The organism is Pseudomonas floridensis (assembly GCF_002087235.1).
In the GTDB taxonomy this organism is placed as follows: domain Bacteria; phylum Pseudomonadota; class Gammaproteobacteria; order Pseudomonadales; family Pseudomonadaceae; genus Aquipseudomonas; species Aquipseudomonas floridensis.
The window spans coordinates 1-3,737 of record NZ_MUIO01000081.1 but is presented as its reverse complement, the minus strand read 5'-3'; the positions used below and the strand labels follow the sequence as shown (position 1 = coordinate 3,737).

The following is a 3,737-nucleotide window of genomic DNA, read 5'->3' as shown; positions in this document are numbered from 1 at the left end:
CGGCTTGCAGACGCTGGGCGACAGGGCCCAGGCCCTCGACGCTGTGTTGTGCGAACAGCGCGTATTCGACGCGGTGGAAGCCGCCGAAGCCGGGATCCTGCTCGCGCTTTTCGTAGTAGTCGGCGCGGGCGTTGATGGCGTTGTCCAGTTCGGCCAGACGTTGCGCGGCAGGCGCAATGCGTTGATAGGCGGCGCGGGCGGGCAGGTAGGCCGACTGTGCTGCGCTCAGATCACCTGCGTCAATCGCTTGTTGCAGGGTGGTGACCGCCTTGATCAGCGCCGAACTCTGCAGGCTCAGGTACACGCGGTATTCGGACAGCGGGCCAATGAATGCGGTCATTGATGGCCGCGCCCTGGCTTTGGCGTCGGACTCGGCCGTCGGCGTTACGTGCAAAGTGCCACGCGGGTTGCTCAACAGGCCGCAAGTGATTGCGTAATCGCCCGGCGCCAGATTGGCGTTGATGACCTGGCTTAGCCCTGGCGCGATATTTTCCCGCTCTTCGACCACCAGCACACCCTCGAGGATTTCCCATTCGACGGCCCGTTCGGAGCGGTTGACGATGCGGAACGCGTTTTTGCCCGCCGCCACGGTCAGGGCGTTCGGCTCGCAATTGTGGGCGTGAATGTTGACCACGGTTTCGGTGCCGGCATTGGCGGCGCGCTTCTTGGCAGCCACCTGCGAGGCGTAATAGAACAGCCCGCCTGCGGCGATCATCAGGATCACCGAGCCTGCGACTGCCAATCGCAGGACACGGGGCGGCCGGGCTTTCTCGGAAAGCCCTGAGGGACGGTTCGACATGGGTGCCCTTATTCGTTCGTCACGGAAGATGGGTGTTGCTGCACAGGTTTGTTGGCCGTCGGGGCGTGCGGCAGGAAGAACAGCACCAGCGCCCCGATCAGGTAAATGAGGTAGACGCTCAGGGTGCTGACCGTCGGCGCGTCCTGATAGCCGAACATGCCGGCCAGTACCGATCCGGTCGGTCCGTCCATCGGCAGCCAGGCGCTGATGTCGAAGACCACATCCTGCAAGTGGTTCCAGACACCCGCCTCATGCAGCGCCTGCACCGAGTTGGCCAGAATGCCGGCCGCCACGATCAGAATGAACAAGCCGGTCCAGCGAAAGAACAGGCTCAGGTTCAGGCGCATGCTGCCGCTGTAGATCGCCACGCCAAAGCCGACCGCCAGCAGCAGGCCGAGCAGCGCACCCAGCGGCGCGCCGGAGCCCTCGCTCTGCTGAAACACGGCAAGCAGGAAAAATACGGTTTCCAGTCCTTCGCGGGCCACGGCGAAGAACACCATGGCGATCAGCGCATAAGTCTGGTTTCTCGAGCCGGTGAGGGCGGCGTCCAGCGATTCATGCAGTTCACGCTTGATCGAGCGCGCCACCTTGCGCATCCAGAACACCATCGAACTGAGAATGCCGACCGCGATCAGGCCGACGATACCTTCGAACAGTTCTTGCTGCTTCTGCGGGAATTCGGCGCTCATCAATTCAAGGCCGCCGCCGACGAACAACGACAGGGCAGCGGCCAGAAACACACCGATCCATACGGCGGGCATCCACTCGCCGCGGCCGGTCTGTTTCAGGTAACTGGCGATAATGCCAACGATAAGCGCGGCTTCGATGCCTTCGCGCAACATGATCAAAAAGGGAACGAGCATAGTTCACCGGGTTAAGGCAGAAGGGTGAAGGTGTTTCGAGAGGTGCCGCAGCGCCGTGACAGCCGGACAGTGGCAGCCGGACACAATGCGTAACATAATGATACTCATTCTTGAATGGCGGTAGTTGTTTTTTGTCTCAAATTCATTTTTGTGATGTCGTTCAGGCGAGGTTCAGGTTCTCGGCAAGGCACGCCAGGATGCCTGAATCAGGCGGACGTTTGCCTCACCCGTAGTGCCTGCGGCACAGTAGGCTCTGCCTCCACTCACATATTTTCTGGACAACCCTGATGTCAGCAGCGCCTCACACGCCCGTGTCAGTGGCTCATCGACAGGCCGTCGAATCGCTCGGCAGGATCGACGAGCGCTGGCAGGCACTGATCGAGCATGTTGGCCCGTGCCTGCATCCGGTCACTGCGGCTCAGGATCCGTTTCAGGCGTTGGTCAAAGGCGTGGCGTACCAGCAACTGCACGCCAAAGCCGGAGACGCGATGGTCATGCGCCTGAGAGGGCTGTTTCCCGAATCGGCTTTTCCGACGGCCCATGCGCTCGCGCACATGGACGAGCAGGCGTTGCGCAATTGTGGGTTCTCGGCCAGCAAATGCCGGGCGATCAAGGCGATTGCAGCCGCCAGGCTTAGCGGTCTGGTGCCGGATGTGGCCGAAGCACTGGCGATGGGCAACGATGAACTCATCGCCCGGCTCATTCAGTTGCCGGGCGTCGGGCGCTGGACCGTCGAGATGATGCTGATCTACGGCCTCGGTGAGCTGGATGTGATGCCCGCCAGTGACTTCGGCGTGTGCGAGGGCTATCGGCGCTTGTATTCACTCGACCTCAAGCCCGGCCATAAGACGATGGCGAGCCTCGGCGAACGGTTCGCCCCGTTCCGGACGGTTGCAGCCTGGTACCTGTGGCGCGTACCTGTTGATTTCGCCGAGGGCCGGGCTCATTGCGCCGCAGAGATTCAGGGCGCGCAAGCGTCGCACTGCACCCGCTCGAGAATCCGGTAAGCCAGCTTCACGCGTTCTTCGTTCGGGTAGTTTTTGTTGGCCAGAATTACGATGCCAAGTTGCCGTTCGGGGATGAACGCCACGTAACCGCCAAAGCCATTGGTGGAGCCGGTCTTGTTCACCCAGGTGGCGGATTGCGGCGCCAGCGTAGGGATTATGGCCTCGACCTTGCGGGTTTGCAGGGCCTGCTGGTTTGAGTTGCCTGCCAGCAGACGGTCCAGTTGCACTGGCATCGAGTATTGCTCCCAGATCAGGTCCTGGGTCATGTCGCCGACCTTGAAGTAACCGGTCCGGGTGTCGTTCAGGGCGCGTTGCAGCGGCGCATCGTACTGATCTGTGCCAATCCCCATGTTGGCCTCGACGAAACGAATCATGTCGCGGCTGCTGGACTTCACGCCATACGCCTCGGTCGCCAACACGCCGGGGCTGACCCTGACGGGCTCGTTGAGTGTGTTGTAGCCCTGGGCGTACAGCCGCATCTGTTCGTCGGGTACGGTGACGAACGTGTGCTTGAGCCCCAGCGCCGGAAGCAGGCGTTGCTGCAAAGCGTCAGGGAACGGCATTTTCAGGCTGCGCGCGGCAACCATGCCCAGCAATCCGACGCTGGGGTTGGCATAGGTGCGATGGGTGCCGGGCAGATAGTCCGGTTGCCAGGCCTTGAAATAGGCCATTAGCTGTTGATTGTTCTGCACCTTGTCCGGCACCTGAAGCGGAAAGCCGCCTGCTGTGTGAGTGCCCAGATGCAAGACCGGCACCTTGCCCAGACGGGTGTCATGCAGTTGCGGTACGTAAGTGTCGATGCTGTCGGTCAGGGACAACTGCCCGCTGGCCTGCGCCCAGGTCGCGAGCGTTGCGGTGAAGGTTTTGCTGATCGAACCCAATTCGAACAGGGTGTCGCGGGTCACCGCCTGGCGCGTGTGTGTCGAGGCAACACCGTAGTCGTAAAACTGCTGCTGGCCTTTTTGGGTGATCGCGATCGACAGGCCGTTGATGTCGTTGTCCCGCATCAGCGTGTCGGCCGCTTCCCGCACGAAGTCTTCGATAGTCTGCGCAAAGGCGAGGGGGCTC

Annotated in this window: 4 protein-coding genes; 1 reads left to right on the top strand and 3 read right to left on the bottom strand. The window is 61.7% G+C overall.

The features are described from left to right. On the bottom strand, positions 1 to 799 hold a 799-nt coding region (locus BZK31_RS20310; RefSeq protein ID WP_083184867.1), incomplete at its 3' end, for a cupredoxin domain-containing protein. Positions 800 to 807: 8 nt separating this feature from the next. Continuing rightward, complete coding sequence (gene efeU, locus BZK31_RS20305) at positions 808 to 1,662, bottom strand: iron uptake transporter permease EfeU (RefSeq protein ID WP_083184865.1); 855 nt, start codon at positions 1,660 to 1,662, stop codon at positions 808 to 810. A 287-nt stretch (positions 1,663 to 1,949) separates the two neighbouring features. On the opposite strand from efeU, the gene BZK31_RS20300 reads away from it, so the two are divergent. Then, a complete protein-coding gene (locus BZK31_RS20300; RefSeq protein WP_083184863.1) occupies positions 1,950 to 2,669 on the top strand; it encodes a DNA-3-methyladenine glycosylase family protein in 720 nt (239 codons plus the stop codon). Here BZK31_RS20300 and ampC read toward each other — a convergent pair. Continuing rightward, positions 2,624 to 3,737, bottom strand: a 1,114-nt coding sequence (gene ampC / locus BZK31_RS20295) for a class C beta-lactamase (RefSeq protein WP_102136518.1), incomplete at its 5' end; no start/stop codon positions are given. The two genes, BZK31_RS20300 and ampC, sit on opposite strands and share 46 nt — an antisense overlap.